Here is a 16,891-nt window from a genome sequence, read left to right on the forward strand (position 1 = left end):
TCATGACCTGTCGCAACGCTCGCCATCGGCTCTTGAAAATGCATCGTTCGTTATCGTTTCTGACACTCCGTTCGCGTTTCTCGATCATTCCTTCACCAATCGTCGCGTCGGTCGCGCTCGCACTCAGTCTTGCCCTCCTCGGCTGCACTGCGGATCGCCCCGCCGAGGAGGCCGGATCATCCGCAGGAGCGACCGAACGTGAAGCAGGCTCGTCCGTCGCCGCCAACCCGGACCTACCGCCGACGACCTACGAACTACCCGAAGACAATTTCGACTTCGGCGAGATGCGCCTGGGCGAGACGGGAACCCACAAATTTGTCATTCGCAATACAGGACCAAATCCGCTGAAACTCGGAGAGCCTGTCACGACATGCAAATGCACCATCGCCGACACGCTCGACGATGCGATTCCTCCGGGGGAGCAGGCCAACATCACTTTGGAGTGGACGCCGAAGGCGGTGTCGGAGGAGTTCTTCCAGCAAGCGAAAATCCCGGTCTATAACGTCGAAGGTAAGTCGTCGATTTTGCTGGCCGTGCATGGTCGCGTCGACGAACTTCTCCACATCGAGCCGCCGGGGATTTGGGCGGCCGGCGAAATCCCCGCGGGGCAGGAACTCGACGTTTCGGGGCGCGTCTATTCCACGCTGACGGATGGGTTCGAGATTCAATCGATCGAAGCTGAATCGGATAGCGTCTCGGCATCAGTTGAACCGCTCGATGAGCAAACGCTCACAGAGCTCAATGCGAAGTCCGGTTTTGCCATTCGCATCAAATTAGCGGCCGTAAAAGAAGTGGGCACTTTTCGCGAGCGACTGACGGTCAAAACAAATCTTGAAGAGGAGGGAGCGCCGGAAATCCAACTCTTGGTCGAAGGGCGACGCAGCGGTCCGATTCGATTCATCGCCGGTCGAGGGGTCGAATGGGAACCGGAGCCGATGGCGATTGATCTCGGCTCCTTTTCGCAATCCGAAGGCTCATCGGCATCCCTAATCATGTTTGTTGGGGGGATGGAGGAACCGTTTGAGTTCACAGAGGTCTCGCCGACAGCCGACTATGTCGATCTGGCGATCGAGCCGATCGAAAGCTCTGGTTCGTCGAACCGCCAGAAGTTCCGACTGACGTTCTCCGTACCGCCCGGCGAAGCGCCGGTCATTGTGCATCGCCTGAAAACGTCGGTTCGCGCACATGTGACGACCAACCATCCGCTCGTAGGGAAGCTCAAGTTCTACGTCCAGATGCGCGTGACACCTTAGCCAAAGTCGATTATCGGCTGCCGTGCCAAGTCGGTGACGGTGGAGTCTTGTTTCATGGTGGAACCGATAGAGTTTTCAGCCGCGGAAAACAGGCTCCCCGGATATCGTTGAATGCCGTAGAATCACGGGTGGAGCAGTCGTCCGGTCGGAACAAACGTCGTTTGCCGATCGGCCGGTCCCGCATACAGCTCAGCCACGGATGGAATTCGTCGGCTCGTCTCGAAACTGCATGGATGATTCTTCATGGCTCGCGACAAAATTCTGATCCTATTCGCCCTGCTGGGCTGCGTGTTGATGGTCGCGGCGGTGGTCTATCGCGGTATCGCTTCAACCCGCCCGATGCAGCCCGGCGTCGACGGTGGAAGTGATCCCGGTCAAGGCGGAATCGCCGTACCGGAAGCGGGTCCGCCGTTTGCCGACTGGGAACAGCCCGACGCGGTTCTGCTAATCTCGAGTGAGCAGTTCGGTTACCTCGAGCCGTGCGGTTGTTCGGCCAGTCAGGCCGGGGGCATGGCCCGGCGGGCCGGTCTATTTCGCATGATCAAAGAGAAAGGCTGGCCGCTTGCCGCGATCGATTTGGGTGGCACCGTCAAGCGGCACCGTCGACAGTCGCAATTCAAATTCAGCAGCAATCTCGAGGCGCTGAAGCTCCTCGATTACGCCGCGCTGGGCGTTGGTCCCGAAGAGTTGAAACTGCGCCCCGACTATTTGCTCTCCCAGAATGTCATCGACCCCGAGACCGGCCAGGCTGCCCTGCCCTTTCTCGGAGCGAACCAGATGTTCTTTGACATCCCTGATCTCGATGGCGGGCCGATCAAGACGAAAGTGTTCGAGGCCGGTCCCGTTCGCTTCGGCGTGGCGCAAATTCTCGGCGATTCGATTCGGGACTCGATCGTGCCGGGAGGATCGACCGCCGACTTTTCGACCACCGCCCCGACCGACGTGCTACCAGATGTCATCGAATCGCTGGAGGCGGCCGAAGTCGATGTGATGGTCCTCCTCTCATACGCGACCCCTTCCGAGTCGACCGAACTCGCCGCGGCGTATCCTCAATTCGATATCGTGGTGACCGCTCGTGGGCCGGAAGACCCGCCGGAAAAAGCAGAACAGATCGGCGACACGCTGCTGCTCCGTGTCGGCCAGAAAGGCAAGCACATCGGCGCCGTCGGCGTAACGAAAGCCGAGGAATCGGGCATCGACCTGAAATTTGAACTCGTCGAACTCGATGCCGCTCGGTTTGACCACGTCACCGCCATGGACGAGGTCATGGCCTCCTACCAAACGCTGTTGGAAGACTACGAGTCGGAAGTCTTCGCCGACATTCCCGAAGGCGATGCCCCGCCCGGCGGGACCTACGTGGGAGCCGACCGCTGTGGGAAATGCCACACCAAAGCCTTTGCAAAGTGGAGCAAGTCTCGCCACGCGAAAGCGTATCATTCCCTCATCGAAGGGCGGGAAAACTTTGAAGGCGACTGGGTGCCACGGAACCACGACCCGGAATGTCTCTCCTGCCACGTGACCGGTTGGGACGCCCAGGATGTGTTCCCGTTCAAGTCTGGCTTTCTCCCGGAAGCGATCGCGTCGCAAAAGGGAGACCCCGACCGATACCATTTGCTGAAGGGCCAACAATGCGAAAACTGCCACGGCCCCGGCAGTCATCACTCAGAGGTCATGCAAACCTGGCTCGACGACAAGAATGCGGTCCCGCAGCCGGAGTTCCGGGCTGCCGCGAAAGAAATGAAAATCGAACTTACGGAGGCCCGTGACAATCTCTGCATCAAATGTCACGATCACGAAAATAGTCCGAAGTTCAATTTCGCCGAATACTGGTCTAAGGTGAAACACTCCGGGCTCGATTAAACCAGACCCCAGCCGCAGGCGTGAGCCGCGGCAAAAAGAGTTTCAACTTCCCATGGCTTCGGCTCCCACCGATATTCGCGCCGTCACCGATCGAGCGACTTTCGAAATCGATTGGCCCGATCGTAAGACTTCAAAATTGCCGTTTCGCTTCTTGAGGGGCCGGTGCCCCTGCGCGAGTTGCGTCAACGAATTTACTGGCGAGCGGGTCGTCGGGCCGAAGAATGTGGCCGAGGACATCGCGCCGTATGGTCTTGATCTCGCGGGCAACTACGCCCTGAAGATTCGCTGGAACGACGGGCACGACACCGGGCTGTTCACGTGGACCTACCTCCGCGAATTGTCTGACGAATCCGCAGATTGACGCTCCGGAGGACGGGACGATGGCGTATGAGGTCGAATCCAAGTTTCCCGTCGATTCGCACGACACCATTAAGGCCGAATTAGCCGACCTCGGTGCGACGGCCGGCGTGTCGATACGGCAGGCCGATCAATATCTCCGACATCCTTGCCGCGACTTCGCCTCGACCGACGAGGCCCTGCGGATCCGGCGGGTCAACGACTCCGCAGTCCTAACCTACAAAGGGCCGCGACTGGCTGGCGCAACTAAAGCGCGGTTTGAGGCCGAATACTCTCTCGATGCCGATGGTCGATCGGGCGACGGTTTCGCCGAAATCTTCACTCGCCTCGGCTTTGAACCGGTGCTGATCGTGCGAAAAGAACGGCAGCCGTTCACGCTCGAATTCGAAGGCCACCATTTCGAAATTGCTCTCGACCGTGTCGAGAGTCTCGGCTGCTACGTCGAGTTGGAACTGACCGCTGAAGACGACTCGCTCGAAGCCGCGCGATCCGCCGTCACCGCCCTCGCTGCCCGCCTCCACCTCGGCACGCCCGAGCCACGCAGCTATCTCGAAATGCTCCTCACCAAGTAACCCTCATTTTACCCAAATCGACCCCAAGCCCACGGGCACCGCCCCATGGGTCCATAGGCGGCTCTCCCGCCTCTCCCAGAAAACGTGACAAACTTCCACCTTTCCCGTTGACCCGAACAGGTGGCCACTATTATATTATTCGCGTGTCCACTATCGGCAATGTCGCCCGTTGGACAAACCGGTTCGGGAGTAACATCATGGTCACGCCGGAGGAACTGCGGTTCGACTTTCGCGGCTGGGCTCAAGAGCATCTCGGACCACCCACGAAGTCTCGGACGCCCCGTAAACGGGCGGTCGTCTCAGGTCGAGGTACGCATCATGGTCGCAGTGAGTGGGAACGGAGTCATGGCGAAGAAGGCATCCACCAAAGCCCTATCGAAATCAAAGAAGTCGTCGGAGTCGGATGATATCGACTCGGTCCTGTCGAACGCCGTCGGTCAAATCGAAAAGGCGTTCGGTCGCGGCTCAATCATGCGACTCGATTCCGACGCCGCCGCAGCCGGTATTCCCGGCATTGCGACGGGGGCTTTGTCGCTCGACCTCGCCCTTGGCGGGCGCGGTATTCCGCGCGGTCGGATCGTCGAAATCTACGGCCCGGAATCGAGCGGTAAGACGACCCTCGCACTGCACGTGATTGCCAGCGCGCAAAAAGCCGGTGGGATTGCCGCATTCATCGACGCAGAGCACGCCCTCGACCCATCGTGGGCGAAGCGTCTTGGCGTGAATCTCGAGGAACTGCTCGTCAGCCAGCCGTCCTACGGCGAAGAGGCTCTGCAGATTGCCGAAATGCTGATCAAGTCGAATGCGGTCGACGTAATCGTAATCGACTCGGTGGCGGCCCTCGTGCCGAAGGCAGAGCTTGATGGCGAAATTGGGGATACGCACGTCGGTCTGCAGGCTCGCATGATGAGTCAGGCGATGAGGAAACTGACCGGGGCGATCTCCCGCTCAAAGACGACGGTGATCTTCATCAACCAGATTCGCGAGAAGATCGGCGTGATGTTCGGCAGCCCAGAGACCACCCCCGGCGGCCGGGCCCTCAAGTTTTACTCCTCTGTCCGTCTGGATGTCCGCCGCATCAGCACCCTGAAAGATGGTGATCAGACCGTCGGCATGCGAATGAAGGTTAAGGTCGTCAAGAACAAGGTCGCCCCGCCGTTCCGCATCGCGGAGTTCGACATGCTCAGCGAGTGCGGCATTAGCGCCTCGGGCGACGTGCTCGACATGGCCGTCGAAGACCGGGTCGTCAACAAGAGCGGTGCCTGGTTCAGCTACGGCGACACCCGCATCGGCCAGGGCCGAGACAAGTCGCGAACTTTTCTCGAGGAAAACCCCGACATGCTCGAGGAAATCCGCAACAAAGTCCTCGAAGCCCGCGGCATCCTCCCCCCCGCAGCGGCCAATGCCGACGCCGAGTCCGAAGAGGAATAAGCGGTCGGCCTCAAAAGGTCGCAATGTGCTGCGCTTCGAGTGACATGTGAACCCGACGCAACCGAATCGGCTCTTACGGTGGAGCGATTCTCCGCAACCGGTCACAATGCTCGCGTCGTCCACGCTGCCGCAGGCACATTGGGGCCTTTGGCCCCCGCAACCAGTTGATTGATCTATGAAGACCGACGAACTCCGCGAGAAGTACCTCAGCTTTTTTGAGCAGAAGGGCTGCACCCGCCGACCGAGCGATGTCCTCGTCCCCAAAGACGACCCGACCGTGCTATTTACCCCCGCGGGGATGAACCAGTTCAAAAACGAGTTCCTCGGCCTCGGCCGCCCCGACTTCAAAAGCGCGACCACGTCGCAAAAGTGTTTGAGGACGGGGGATATTGAGAACGTTGGCGTCACGCCTTTTCATCACACATTTTTCGAGATGTTGGGAAACTTCTCGTTCGGCGATTACTTTAAGACTGAAGCCATTCACTGGGCCTGGGAGTTCCTCACCGACAAGAAATGGCTCGGCCTCCCGCCGGAAACCCTTACCGCCACCGTCTATCTGGACGACGAAGAGGCCTACAGCATCTGGGCGAACGACGTCGGCCTGCCCGCCAAACGCATCCGTCGGCACGATGAGTACGAAAACTTCTGGCCTGCCGGTGCCCCCACCAACGGACCCGACGGCGTCTGCGGCCCCTGCAGCGAAATCTACTACTCGTCCGACGGCGGCAAGAGCGAAGTCGAGATCTGGAACCTCGTCTTCACGCAGTTCAACCGGACCGGCAGCCCTCCCGACAACCTCAAGCCCCTCCCCAAGAAAAATATCGACACCGGGATGGGCCTCGAGCGGACCGCCTCCGTCCTGCAGGGCGTCGTCAGCAACTTCGAGATCGACACCCTCCGCCCCCTTTGCGTCGCCGCCGGGGAGACCGTCGGCAAAGAGTACTCCTTCGACGCCCCCGACGGCCGGGCCATCCGCCGCATCGCCGACCACGCCCGCGCCATCACGATGTGCATCCACGAAGGCACCGCCCCGGGCAACAAAGAGGAGAACTACGTCGTCCGGCAGCTCCTGCGCCGCGCCGTCCTCGAAGGCTTCCTGCTCGGCCGCCGCGACCCGTTCGTCTTCTCGCTCGTCGACTCCGTCGTCGACGTGATGAAGGTCCCCTACCCCGAAGTCGCCAAGACCGTCCAGAGCGTCAAAGACACCATCAAGTCGGAAGAGGCCCGCTTCCTCGACACGATCGAACGCGGCCTCGACAAGTTCAACCGCTGCGTCGACGACGCCCGCAAGTCCGGAGCGTCCCTCCTCCCCGGCGACGAAATCTGGGACCTGCACTCCACCTACGGCTTCCTCGTCGAACTGACCGAAGCCCTCGCCGCTGAGCACAACCTCGCCGTCGACCGTGCCCGCTTTAATGAACTCGAAGGCGAGCACGAAGAGACCAGTAAGGGCGGCAAGACTTACGGCGTCATGGCTGCCGGTCCGCTCCACGCCCTCCACGAAACCCACGGCGGCTCCGAATTTCTCGGCTACGACTCCACCGCATCCGAAAGTGAGATCATCGGCCTCATCGCCGAAGGCCGGCTCGTGGAGCATGTTGATGAAGTCGGCCACGCCGAGCCCATCGGCGTCGTGCTCGATCGCTCCCCCTTCTACGCCGAAGCCGGTGGTCAGGTCGGCGACGTCGGCACCCTCACCGGCGACGGCTTCGAATTCCGCGTCACCGACACGCAAAAGGAACGCGACCTCATCGTGCACCTGGGCCATCTGCAGCAGGGCGAACTCAAAGTCGGAGCAAAGATCAACGCCGAAGTCGATGCCGGTCGCCGTAGCGGCATCCGCCGGGCCCACAGCGCCACGCACATCCTGCATCACGCCTTGCATGAGGTGATCGGCAAAGACGCCACGCAGCGCGGTTCCAAGGTCGAAGCCGACCACCTTCGCTTCGACTTCAACCACCGCCAGGCCCTCACGCCCGACGAACTCAGTCGCGTCGAGGACATTATGAACGAGCTCGTCGCCTCCGGGGCCGACGTCACCACGAACGTGCTGCCGATCGAAGAGGCCAAAAAGCTGGGGGCGATGGCCCTGTTCGGCGAGAAGTACCCCGACTTCGTTCGCGTCGTCTCGATGGGAGACTTCAGCCTCGAATTCTGCGGCGGCACGCACCTGACCAACACCGGGCAGGTCGGCTTCTGCAAGATCGTCTCCGAAGACGCCGTCGGCACCGGCATCCGCCGCATCTCCGCCGTCACCGGCCAGGCCGCCTTAAATCGCATGCGGGAAGCCGAGCAACTCTTAAAAGAAGCTCAGGCCGCCCTGAAAGCCCCCCGGCCCGAAGACCTGCCGCAGCGTATTAATGTCTTACAGGAAGAATTAAAGACCCTCCGCAAACAGCTTGCGCAGCAAAGTCAGCAGAACGTCGCCGGCGAGATCGACGAACTGCTCGCCAAGGCCGAAGAGGTGGACGGCGTCAAACTCATCGCCCACCAACCCACCACCGGTGATCGCGACATCCTTAAGAAATACGCCGACCTGCTCCGCAATCAAAAGGAGCCGGTCGCCTTAATTTTAGGGATGGAAGTCGACGGCAAAGCCGCCCTGCTCGCCGCCGTCAGCAAGGAACTCGTTAAGCGTGGTGTGAAGGCCGGCGACTGCGTGAAAGCCGCGGCCAAAGAAGTCTCCGGCGGCGGCGGAGGCCGCCCCGACCTCGCCGAAGCCGGCGGCAAAGACCCGTCCAAACTGCCCCAAGCCTTAGAAGCTGGGTTGGCCTACTACAAGTCAGCTCTGTCGAGCGGAAGTTGAGGGTTGAAGGAGTAGGGACGAGAGAGTAGGGACGAAAGTTTAGCCGCGCACGGCAGTAAGCGGATCAGGGAGCGGCATCGATCCGCCAGCCCCATTTCCGTCGCACGTGGATGTCGCCATCAAGCGTGCGCCGCCACGGCTCCGGTCCGCTCCTGACCAGTCGCGGCTGCATTGGGTCGCGTTTCGACGAATCTCGTCCACGAATCACAGCCGCCCGACTTCGATGCGAAAGTGATCAATATGGGGGTGTAGAGTCCACACAATGAACCCAACTGGATGAGAGAAGATGGCCGAGGAACGAGCAGTCGGTCAGCCGAGAGTGTCAACCCGCGGGTCCGAACGATTGCCCGCTACGTACCAAAGCCTCAAGCAAGAAATTCACTTAGTATGCGGTCCGAGTCGAAGGCTGTCAGGTCGCCTTCATGCAAGCCGAAGACCGTTTCGGCGGATTGCATGTTTTGCACCACTTCTCCGCGAGCCTCTGCATGCATTTCGAGAAGATCGTATAACGTCGGCTTCTTTAAATCGACTATTGCTTGGCCGATCTGGCTAAGTCCTACAGAGTTGCGAGCAGCATTGTTTATCTGCGCTGCACTCTTAAGACCAAGGTCTGCCCAATGCACTCGCCGTTCTTCGGCATCAACGATTACCGGTACGCAAGCACGTGTCGAAGCGGTGATATCAATCTTATCAACGACGGTCTTCGGTTCAAAAATCTCGCCGGAGTTTGGCCGCTTTCGTATCATCCATCCTCCGAAGCACTCTGGCAACGCAGCGAATGGCTGGCCGGTGTAAGACAGAACGCTCATTACGACGTATCGGGCACCCATTGATCGGACCGATTCCAGACTGATGTCTATAAACTCGCATGCTCCTTTTGGAGCCGATGTGACGTCGCCGCTGTGGTAGCACTCTCCACTTCGCAGATTGTAGTAGGCGATCTCGCCGCTCGTCTGCCAGTTATCGCTGAAGAGGGATGCCGATAGGTCTAAGTCTACACGACTGCTGCTAGTGCCTGCGGCGTTGTAAATATTCTTCCACCAACAAAAGAAGCGCAGAGTATCGCCGCTTGGTAGTTGGAAGCTGGAACCGCGTGTGATCGCGCGAAGCGACCGGCTGGCGGAGCGCTGCGAATGGGGTACGAACACTTCCGTCAGTCGTTCATCAATCCAGACTTTGCCGAGTCGGGGAAGCCGTGCGAATCTTTGCATTAACTGGCTGCGTAGACCGCGCGCAGCAGCGAGCGTTAGCGATGGGGCAAGCGGTGGCAGCTTGTCGGTACTAAACTGAACTTTGGCTGCATTTCCCTTTGGAAAAAATGCTCGACTGGAGAGTGAGTCGCGTTGCCGAAAATGAGCCCAAGCTTGCAGGAGCACAGGAGTCGAGACTTGGCCGGCGACAGAGAAGAACGTCGTCAAAACCATTTCAGGTTCGTCGACGGAACGAAGGATATGGTCCAATCGTCGAGCAAACTCTCCAGGGCGTTGAGTCAGGAGCGAGGTTATCGAATGCGGGTCGCCTCGCGAAATCGATTCTTCGACCTTTGCATTGAATGTCTTGAAGGGAATGTCGTTTCGAATCACATCGAATGCGGCAAGTGCGTTCGGGAAGCGTTTCTTATAGTCGCCCGGATGGAGAAACTCACCGAGCCGGATCCACCTCGACTTCCACCGGAGCATGTCCTCCGTACGACGATCCCCGGAGTTCTCAAGACACTTTAGGAGGAACTTTCTTTCGGGCTTTGAGAAACTACGAAACTTCGTTGGTTCGCCGAGTGACACGTCACCGCCTGACATCGCGACCGCAATGCGGAGAACGTCAGTCGCCGTCTTGACATATTCAATAAGACAGTTTCGGTCTTCGAGTAGCGACACCAAGAAAGCCAAATTCTCCTTTTGCGGGATGCGTTCAGGCAGTAATTCCTGAACGGACTCATTCGCCGCAAACCACTTCAATGTCCGTTTGTCGAACTCCGACAGCGAACCGTTTGCAGAGACGAGCCGAGTAAAGATTGATCGAAATTCGATCTCACTTCCGAGATCGATCCACCTCAGTTGATGAAACTCATCAAGTGGTGGCCGCGATTCTTTCTCGTAGTTAGGCAGGACGACAAGACTGGGGTCATTCAGGTGATCTGAAAGCGCAAACCCGAAATAGTGGGTCATCGCATTGAAATACAGTTCCGCTTCCGATGCCTCCATTACCTGTCGCGGAAAGTTCGGATACATCGGCTCGAAAGGGCGGTTCGCGCCGACCAAACGTCGGAGCAAGGGCGAGACGCCCTCGTACCAATCTACAACCTGCTCGTCGCTAAGTGTGCTCAGTCGCGCGAGTAACGTCGAACTCAGTCCGAATCCCAAAGACTGTAAGTTCTTCGCGACTGTAGAGACAACGGCAATTCGCGCCCGATAGTCGCCTTCACCAACGAGAACCTTGCCGCACTTGGCCAGAAAAATCTCAGATTTCGTGAGCGATTCGACCATTGTCGTAAAAAGAGGAATGCCGGGGAAGCTGCCAAAGTAGATGTGACATGGCCGTAGCCATTACAGAAGGAACCTTGGCAATAGCCCGGCCACTAAAGTTTAACAAAGCCCGATGTCAGAGTGAATCAAGAATCCTTCTACCAATGGCGGATTGCGGCGCATTTGAGAGAGTGCAACGAGAGGCTGGCCCAAATTTCGAACGCATTTCTGCCGGGCCAATCGACAGCCGGAATCTATTCCTCGAGCCGATGGCTCCACATTTCCGCAGGCCAAAACAGCCAGCTGCACCGCATGTGCAACCGTCTCCCATCAGGTAAACCAACCACTTCACCAACTTGGGAGCGGCCGATGGCGGCGAGGGCTTTGTCGCGGGAGATTTTGATTCGGCGGGTGACGGAGTATGCGGCCGATCCCGAGGCGGTCTTCACTGTGATGGACTTCGCCCAACGACAGCGCACGGCGCCGGCGACGATTCTCAAGTAATTCCCGGGGTGGGGGTGGGGCCGGCGGCGAGTCGAAGATTCGAGCGGGTGTTTGCGATCATGGCTGCCGCAGGCACAAAAGCGGTCTGTGACCGCCCGCAAGTCGTCCAGAATCGGTTCGAGTCGTTGGAGGTGCTGCATTTGGCTTGGGAGGAGTATGAAGAGACGGGTGAGGTTCCCGATCCGCTTCCGGAGCCGGTGGAGCCTTCGACGGCTTGCATGGAAGAATTCTACGGGTTGCCGCCTTTGGAGCCGTTGCCGGTGTCGCTTAATACGTATGACTTAATGCGCTACGTGAAAGAGCATGGCGATATCACAACTCAGCCGGATCATCCCCCGCTCTGATCATAGATCATACTCCGCAGCCGCAGGCACAAAAGTGGCCTGTGGCCACCTGTTGTTTGGTGCGATGGGGGGATAGGATCGAGTGTCTGATTTTGCGTCACCGGAGATGTCCTCATGATTCATTGGCGATGTTGTCGTTTGGCTTTGGTCCTGCTGTTGTTGTTGACCGCAGGTTCCGCGGTCGCTGCTGATCCGCCTAAGGTGCCGAAGGGGGTGACAGCTCATCGCAATCTGGAGTACGCCGAGGTTGGCGAGCAGTCTTTGCAACTTGATCTCTATGTACCCGATGACGTCGAGAACCCACCGTTGGTCGTTTGGATTCACGGGGGTGGGTGGCGAAAGGGCAGCCGGGTGGGCGGCGGGCCGAGTTTTCGGCTTTGCACCACGGGTTATGCGACCGCGACGATCAGCTATCGCTTTACCGATGTCGCCCCCTTCCCCGCTCAAATTCATGACTGCAAAGCCGCGATCCGCTTCTTAAGAGCGAACGCCGGCAAGTACGGGTACGATGGCGAGCGGATCGGGGTGATCGGCCATTCGGCGGGCGGTCACCTCGCGGCTTTGCTGGGAGTCACTGGCGATGTTAAAAGCCTAGAGGGAGACGTCGGCGAGTTTGACGAGACCTCTTCGCGGGTGCAGGCGGTGATTAATCAGGCGGGGCCGACCGACTTCCCGAAACGAATCCGCCGCAGGGGCGAAAAGGGGGCAAAAGACGCCGTCTTCAAATTGCTGGGCGGCAAGACCGACCCGGAGGGCGAGGCTGCCAAGGAGGTTTCGGCGGTCACTTACGTCTCGTCGGACGATCCGCCGATCTTAAATGTCTTCGGGGATACCGACACCGTTGTGAAGGCGTATCACGGCGAGACGCTGCACAGGCTGTATCAGGAAGCCGACCTCGATTCGCAGCTCGTCATTCTGCCCGACACGGGACATGTCGACAGCGGGTTCTTTAATGCCGAAAACTTCCGGCGAATGAAGGCGTTCTTCGACGAGAAGTTGAAGTAGGAACGGTAAAAATGCCAGTTGATTGAGAGCAATAAAGTGGTTTAAGAAATGCTCTTCTATATACCGCTGTTCGAGATCATCGGATTTGCTGCTTCGGTCACAGCAGGACTACTTTCCATGTTGCTGTTCGAATCGAATCCCTTACGAGCGATTGCTTTCGTGGCCACGACGTGCGCCACCGCGTTCGTATTGTTCATCGGCGCGGTTGTAGTTTCCGTTGTGATGAAGTGACGACCATGAAGAGCCTCGGGCCAATGGCTGCAATGACGCTTTCGCAAGATAATGACTGATCCGGCGGCCATTTCCGCAGATTTGTAGTCGTTGCGGATGTGGCAGTCACGACAGATTGCAGGAAGACCTCTTAACCCAAATCGAATAGCAAAATCTCGGCTTCCTTTTTGCCGGTGATATTAAATTCAGAGGGCCGGCTGCTCGCGATAGCGTCACCGGTTTGAAGCCGTGTGCCGTTGACATTAATTTCGCCACGGGCCACGTGCAGCCAGGCGTGGCGGTCGCGCCGAACCGTGTGGGTTAGTCGGTCACCGTTAGCAAGGCTCGCCACGCGGATGTGTGCGTCCTGATTCATCGTGACGAATGCGGAAGATTGCTCAGGGGCCGCAATCGTTGCCCAGCGGGCTTTCATCGCCGCCGGCTCGATCCGCCGCTGCTGGTACTTCGGCTGGACGCGTTTCATCCCGGGTTGAATCCAAATCTGCAGGAAGTGGTTGGCCTCCGACTGAGACGGGTTGTACTCGCTGTGCGTGATCCCCGTCCCGGCGGTCATCAATTGCACGTCGCCCGGCCGAATGACGGAACCCCGCCCCGTGCTATCGCGATGCTGCAACGCCCCCTGCATCACGTACGAGAGGATTTCCATGTCGCGGTGCGGGTGCGTGGGAAAGCCCCGACCGGGCGTGATTCGGTCGTCGTTGATGACTCGCAACGACCGAAAGCCCATGTGCCGTTGGTCGTAATACTTCCCGAAGCTGAAGCTGTGAAAGCTCTTCAGCCAACCGAGATCGGTATGCCCGCGGTCACCCGCCTGCCGCAGCAGGAGCGTGGATTCGGCGGGTTCGTCCGCGCCGGCCAAGAACGGGCGGGCCGAAATGTGAATGAGCCCGGCGGCAGTGAGCCGGATGAAATTGCGTCGGTTGTTGACCATGAGCGTTCTCCCGAATCGAGCAGATGCCTGTTGAAACAGATATCGGCGCGCCGGTGGGTTGGTCAATAGCTCTTTCCAGCAGATTCCCCACTTTCCGGCCGGTCGCTCGATCTCACGTAAAACCGCTCGGTTGCTGATGACCAGTTCCACCGGGATGATTGGCCTGAAGCAAAATTGATTGACCACGTCGATTCGGAGTTCGAGATGCCACATGTGCGTGCCCAATATTTAATGGGATTCGCTATTGCCGCGCTATGGGGGACGACCGCCCTCAGTGCGGCGGAGCGGCCCAACGTGTTGTTCATCGCGGTCGACGATCTTCGTCCGGAGATCGGCTGCTACGGTGCGGAGGTGATGCAGACGCCGAACCTCGATCGCTTGGCGGAGCGATCAGTGATCTTCACCAAGGCGTATTGCAATGTTCCGGTGTGCGGGGCGAGCCGGGCTTCGTTGATGACCGGCCTGCGCCCGACGCCGAAGCGGTTTCGCTCCTACTTAACGCGTGCAGACAAAGACGCTCCCGATGTCCCGACACTTGCCGAGCACTTCCGTAACAACGGTTACCGTACGGCGACGCTCGGAAAGATTTTTCATCACGCCGACGACAGCCCTGAGAGTTGGACGCACCGATGGTGGCCGGAAGTGGCCGAGCGATATGCGTTAGAGAAGAGCCGGCAGATCGATAAGTCGAAATCTGCCAGGCGAAGCCGCGGCGCCGCTTATGAATCGGCGGAAGTGGCCGATGACTTTTATAAAGACGGCAAGATTGCCATTCGTGCCGTCGAAGGCCTCGGTGAGTTCAGCGACAAGCCGGAGCCGTTCTTTTTCGCGGTCGGCTTCTATAAACCGCACCTCCCATTCGTCGCGCCGCAGAAGTACTGGGAGACGTACCGCGAAGCTGACAATTCTCCGCAAGACTATTTCGTTCCCAAGAACGCTCCGAAGGTCGCTATCCATAGTTTCGGTGAATTAAGAGCCTATGCGGGTATCCCGCTGAAAGGTCCGGTCTCCAGCGACATGGCCGACAAACTCGTGCAGGGATATCGCGCCTGTGTCGGTTATACCGACCGCAACGTCGGCGTACTGCTCGATGAACTGGACCGGCTGAATCTTTCCGAAAACACGATCATCGTGTTGTGGGGCGACCACGGCTGGAACCTCGGTGAACACACCCTGTGGTGCAAGCACTCCTGCTTTGAGACATCGATGCGGGTACCGCTCTATTTTTCCGCACCCATGTCGGAGGGCGTTCAAAGCAATACAAAGTCAGAATCAATCGCAGAATTTGTCGACATCTACCCGACGCTTTGCGATCTCGCCGAACTGCCGAAGCCAAACCATCTGCAGGGGACGACGCTGCTACCGACATTAAGAGACCCCGATGCGACCGTGAAAGATTATGCCGTCGGCCGATACCCGCGCGGCGAGACCGTCACCGACGGACGCTACCGCTTCACAAGTTATCGGGACAAGAAGGGTCGCGAGATTGCCAACATGCTCTACGACCATCGCACCGACCCTGGCGAGAACTTAAATGTGGCGAAGCGACCCGAGAACTCGGAGGTCGTTAAGCAGTTGCGAGATGTGATTGATGAAACGCTCGCCGGCATCGATCCATAAGCGTCGCGGTGGCGACGATCTCGATTTCGTAGAACCTTTCTTTTTAATTTCCTGCGGAGACATTAATTCAATGTTTTCACTCTTCGGTCCTTCCCAGCCGATTCGGACCCGTGAGAAAGTCTGGTTGGAACTTGGGGTCGGGTTTCTCTTAAGCGAGTTCGGCCGCTCGCTACTCGATCCAGAGCGGATGATCGACGACATCCCGGACATGAACGACCGGATGTATTCGGGAACGCCGGATGAAGTTCAACAGGTGTTCCGAACGGTTTGTGAGAGGATGGAGGCCCCGCAGGAACGGATTTCGCTTGCCGGACTCGACGGACAGGATGCCGACGAAGCGCTCGGAACTTATGAACGTGGTGACGAGTCTGACACGATACGACTCAGCGAAACCGCGCAGGAGGACTACTTAACCTGCGTTGCGACTTTGGCTCATGAAATCGGGCACGTGCGCCTTTTGAGTGAGGACCGCCTCTTCGTCGATGACCCGAACCACGAGCAACTTACTGACCTGTTCGCAGCCATGGCCGGTTTCGGCGTCTATATTGCCAACAGCACGTTGACAGACGACTCCGGATATGCCCAGGGTTGGAGTTGGTGGAATATTCAGAAGAGCGGCTATCTCTCTTCGCGAGAAGTCGGATACGGTCTGGCGGTGGCGGTCCATTTCTATGGCGGCTTTAGGCCGGCATGGGCCGATCATCTCAGACTCGACGCCCAGGTCCCGTTCGATGGCGGATTAAAATATCTGAGTCGCTATCATGACCAGATCGGCTCACTTTATGGCGAGTCTTATATCCAGCCCGCCGACTGGACGACCTCCCGCATTATGGAGCACGGCCGAGCGAAAACTGCGGGTCCGCGCTATGCAGCCGTCTGGGCGATTAAAGAGGGCAGCCACGACCCGACACAATTCGAATCGTTATTGGAACGGCTCGTACTTAGTGATCGGGACAGCGATGTTCGAGCCAATGCCTGCGAAGCCGTTGCTCAGATCGATCTCGACATTTCCGTCCAGTGTGAAATTCTAAGTCGAGCTCTCCGCGACCCAGACATCGAGGTACGAGCGACGGCCGCGAAGAGCTTTGGCGATCTTCAGTCACCACCAGCCGAATACGTCCGAGAACTCGAAATGTTGCTGCGAGACGAGAAGCCGGTGCGATACGCCGCGGGCTACGGATTGAAAGCCTTTGGAGAATCGGCTCGCTCGTCCCTGCCTCAACTGACCAAGCTGTTGACTCGCGCTCTTATTAATTGCGACGACAACGAAACCGACTTCATGCTCAAGGCGATCGCGGCGATCGTCCCCGATGGCGACGAGTATTTTCGCCAAGCGTTCGCTCACGAAGGCGAATTCTTAAAGCGAATTATGTCGTTCTTAAACCCGACGGCTGAGGAGGCCGAGTTTACATTTGACGCTTGACTGCCGGGCGAACGTGGCCGGCCGTCTTTTCGATGGTCGAACAGTTGTCTCGCAATTGTCCCGCCACGCAATCGACCGTATGGGATTCGTCC

Annotated in this window: 13 protein-coding genes; 11 read left to right on the forward strand and 2 right to left on the reverse strand. The window is 58.4% G+C overall.

Annotated elements, in window-relative coordinates:
• The first annotated feature begins 38 nt into the window (after positions 1-38).
• From Pan189_RS17295 to alaS, 6 genes are all read left to right on the forward strand, one after another.
• Complete coding sequence (locus Pan189_RS17295; protein WP_310820705.1) at positions 39-1,253, forward strand: DUF1573 domain-containing protein; 1,215 nt, start codon at positions 39-41, stop codon at positions 1,251-1,253.
• Between the two features lie 243 nt (positions 1,254-1,496).
• Complete coding sequence (locus Pan189_RS17300; protein ID WP_145365341.1) at positions 1,497-3,113, forward strand: multiheme c-type cytochrome; 1,617 nt, start codon at positions 1,497-1,499, stop codon at positions 3,111-3,113.
• Positions 3,114-3,165: 52 nt separating this feature from the next.
• Entirely contained in the window at positions 3,166-3,474 is a 309-nt protein-coding gene (locus tag Pan189_RS17305) for a DUF971 domain-containing protein (protein ID WP_145365342.1), read from the forward strand.
• Between the two features lie 19 nt (positions 3,475-3,493).
• On the forward strand, positions 3,494-4,042 hold the full coding sequence (gene cyaB / locus Pan189_RS17310; protein ID WP_145365343.1) for a class IV adenylate cyclase: 549 nt from the start codon (positions 3,494-3,496) through the stop codon (positions 4,040-4,042).
• Positions 4,043-4,387: 345 nt separating this feature from the next.
• Positions 4,388-5,473: a recombinase RecA gene (gene recA / locus Pan189_RS17315; protein WP_145366238.1), complete on the forward strand. Its 1,086-nt coding sequence runs from the start codon at positions 4,388-4,390 to the stop codon at positions 5,471-5,473.
• A 175-nt stretch (positions 5,474-5,648) separates the two neighbouring features.
• Positions 5,649-8,279, forward strand: coding sequence for an alanine--tRNA ligase (alaS, locus tag Pan189_RS17320; protein ID WP_145365344.1), 2,631 nt, complete (start codon positions 5,649-5,651; stop codon positions 8,277-8,279).
• A 365-nt stretch (positions 8,280-8,644) separates the two neighbouring features.
• Here alaS and Pan189_RS17325 read toward each other — a convergent pair whose 3' ends face one another.
• The gene (locus Pan189_RS17325) at positions 8,645-10,762 is read right to left on the reverse strand and encodes a TerD family protein (RefSeq protein ID WP_145365345.1); all 2,118 of its coding nucleotides are present in this window, start codon (positions 10,760-10,762) and stop codon (positions 8,645-8,647) included.
• A gap of 348 nt (positions 10,763-11,110) precedes the next feature.
• Between Pan189_RS17325 and Pan189_RS21510 the strand changes: the two genes are divergently transcribed.
• The 3 genes from Pan189_RS21510 (at position 11,111) to Pan189_RS17335 (ending at position 12,594) form a co-directional block, all read left to right on the forward strand.
• On the forward strand, positions 11,111-11,245 hold the full coding sequence (locus tag Pan189_RS21510) for a hypothetical protein (RefSeq protein WP_310820706.1): 135 nt from the start codon (positions 11,111-11,113) through the stop codon (positions 11,243-11,245).
• A 59-nt stretch (positions 11,246-11,304) separates the two neighbouring features.
• Positions 11,305-11,589: a hypothetical protein gene (locus Pan189_RS17330; RefSeq protein ID WP_145365346.1), complete on the forward strand. Its 285-nt coding sequence runs from the start codon at positions 11,305-11,307 to the stop codon at positions 11,587-11,589.
• A gap of 114 nt (positions 11,590-11,703) precedes the next feature.
• The gene (locus tag Pan189_RS17335; protein WP_145365347.1) at positions 11,704-12,594 is read left to right on the forward strand and encodes an alpha/beta hydrolase; all 891 of its coding nucleotides are present in this window, start codon (positions 11,704-11,706) and stop codon (positions 12,592-12,594) included.
• Between the two features lie 361 nt (positions 12,595-12,955).
• On the opposite strand, the gene Pan189_RS17345 is transcribed toward Pan189_RS17335, so the two are convergent.
• Positions 12,956-13,969, reverse strand: a complete 1,014-nt coding sequence (locus Pan189_RS17345; protein WP_310820707.1) for a pirin family protein — start codon at positions 13,967-13,969, stop codon at positions 12,956-12,958.
• On the opposite strand from Pan189_RS17345, the gene Pan189_RS17350 reads away from it, so the two are divergent.
• Positions 13,961-15,376, forward strand: a complete 1,416-nt coding sequence (locus Pan189_RS17350) for a sulfatase (RefSeq protein ID WP_310820708.1) — start codon at positions 13,961-13,963, stop codon at positions 15,374-15,376. The genes Pan189_RS17345 and Pan189_RS17350 overlap by 9 nt on opposite strands.
• Complete coding sequence (locus Pan189_RS17355; RefSeq protein ID WP_145365349.1) at positions 15,348-16,799, forward strand: HEAT repeat domain-containing protein; 1,452 nt, start codon at positions 15,348-15,350, stop codon at positions 16,797-16,799. Before Pan189_RS17350 ends, Pan189_RS17355 begins: the two co-directional genes overlap by 29 nt.
• Positions 16,800-16,891 lie beyond the last annotated feature (92 nt).

Origin of the sequence: Stratiformator vulcanicus (assembly GCF_007744515.1) — a bacterium.
GTDB classification, from domain to species: domain Bacteria; phylum Planctomycetota; class Planctomycetia; order Planctomycetales; family Planctomycetaceae; genus Stratiformator; species Stratiformator vulcanicus.

What these genes read in the sequence shown, in the direction of transcription:
- Pan189_RS17295 (WP_310820705.1), top strand. Translation starts at nt 39, where the DNA reads ATGCATCGTTCGTTATCGTTTCTGACACTCCGTTCGCGTTTCTCGATC.
- Pan189_RS17300 (WP_145365341.1), top strand. Translation starts at nt 1,497, where the DNA reads ATGGCTCGCGACAAAATTCTGATCCTATTCGCCCTGCTGGGCTGCGTG.
- Pan189_RS17305 (WP_145365342.1), top strand. Translation starts at nt 3,166, where the DNA reads ATGGCTTCGGCTCCCACCGATATTCGCGCCGTCACCGATCGAGCGACT.
- cyaB (WP_145365343.1), top strand. Translation starts at nt 3,494, where the DNA reads ATGGCGTATGAGGTCGAATCCAAGTTTCCCGTCGATTCGCACGACACC.
- recA (WP_145366238.1), top strand. Translation starts at nt 4,388, where the DNA reads ATGGCGAAGAAGGCATCCACCAAAGCCCTATCGAAATCAAAGAAGTCG.
- alaS (WP_145365344.1), top strand. Translation starts at nt 5,649, where the DNA reads ATGAAGACCGACGAACTCCGCGAGAAGTACCTCAGCTTTTTTGAGCAG.
- Pan189_RS17325 (WP_145365345.1), bottom strand. Translation starts at nt 10,762, where the DNA reads ATGGTCGAATCGCTCACGAAATCTGAGATTTTTCTGGCCAAGTGCGGC.
- Pan189_RS21510 (WP_310820706.1), top strand. Translation starts at nt 11,111, where the DNA reads ATGGCGGCGAGGGCTTTGTCGCGGGAGATTTTGATTCGGCGGGTGACG.
- Pan189_RS17330 (WP_145365346.1), top strand. Translation starts at nt 11,305, where the DNA reads ATGGCTGCCGCAGGCACAAAAGCGGTCTGTGACCGCCCGCAAGTCGTC.
- Pan189_RS17335 (WP_145365347.1), top strand. Translation starts at nt 11,704, where the DNA reads ATGATTCATTGGCGATGTTGTCGTTTGGCTTTGGTCCTGCTGTTGTTG.
- Pan189_RS17350 (WP_310820708.1), top strand. Translation starts at nt 13,961, where the DNA reads ATGCCACATGTGCGTGCCCAATATTTAATGGGATTCGCTATTGCCGCG.
- Pan189_RS17345 (WP_310820707.1), bottom strand. Translation starts at nt 13,969, where the DNA reads ATGTGGCATCTCGAACTCCGAATCGACGTGGTCAATCAATTTTGCTTC.
- Pan189_RS17355 (WP_145365349.1), top strand. Translation starts at nt 15,348, where the DNA reads ATGAAACGCTCGCCGGCATCGATCCATAAGCGTCGCGGTGGCGACGAT.